Raw genomic sequence first — 547 nt, forward strand, 5'->3', positions numbered from 1 at the left:
CTGTAAGCGCAGCCGACCGTTGGCGACGGCTGTACCCCTGCGCAACGGCTTCCTATGCAGGCGCGGCATGCTCTGATGATACTTGATCAGACGGGATGGCATACCACGCAGAAGCTGCCGCAACTGGCCAATATCACGCTATTGGCGCTGCCAGAAGGCTCAGCCGAATTGAATCCTGGTGAACAGGTCTGGCAACAACTGCGCGAGCGTAGCCTGGCTAACAGATGCTACGACAGCTACGCGACCACCACGTCCCGTTCTTGCATTATTTCTTTACGCTGCCGATAGTTCAAGGGATAGGCTGCATACCAGCGAATACAAACAAGAATCACGTCGACCGGAAATCGCATTCCTTTGGCATTTAGAGCGTCTAACAAAATGGGAATGGATCGCGTAATGCATTGCTCAGCGTTCGCCAGCAAATCATGGCGCAGCCCAACCGGAGAAATCCTTCATGCATATCGGCCCGGCGTTCATAGCGCACACGCAGCCGGCGAAACTGGTGAAGCCAAGCGAACGTGCGCTCGACTACCCAGCGCGTCAAGCC

3 protein-coding genes are annotated in these 547 nt (G+C 55.8%); 1 reads left to right on the forward strand and 2 read right to left on the reverse strand.

What is annotated here, in order from left to right; all coding sequences use genetic code 11:
- Positions 1-75 precede the first annotated feature (75 nt).
- Entirely contained in the window at positions 76-288 is a 213-nt protein-coding gene (locus JK635_RS28390; RefSeq protein WP_202654401.1) for a transposase, read from the forward strand.
- Here the strand turns inward: JK635_RS28390 and JK635_RS28395 are convergent.
- Complete coding sequence (locus tag JK635_RS28395; protein WP_202654403.1) at positions 237-422, reverse strand: IS6 family transposase; 186 nt, start codon at positions 420-422, stop codon at positions 237-239. The two genes, JK635_RS28390 and JK635_RS28395, sit on opposite strands and share 52 nt — an antisense overlap.
- The coding region (locus JK635_RS28400) for a transposase (RefSeq protein ID WP_202654402.1) at positions 371-547 on the reverse strand (177 nt) is incomplete at its 5' end. The genes JK635_RS28395 and JK635_RS28400, both read right to left, overlap by 52 nt.

Origin of the sequence: Neobacillus paridis (assembly GCF_016765675.1) — a bacterium.
Taxonomy (GTDB): Bacteria; Bacillota; Bacilli; order Bacillales; family Cytobacillaceae; genus Neobacillus; species Neobacillus paridis.

What these genes read in the sequence shown, in the direction of transcription:
- JK635_RS28390 (WP_202654401.1), top strand. Translation starts at nt 76, where the DNA reads ATGATACTTGATCAGACGGGATGGCATACCACGCAGAAGCTGCCGCAA.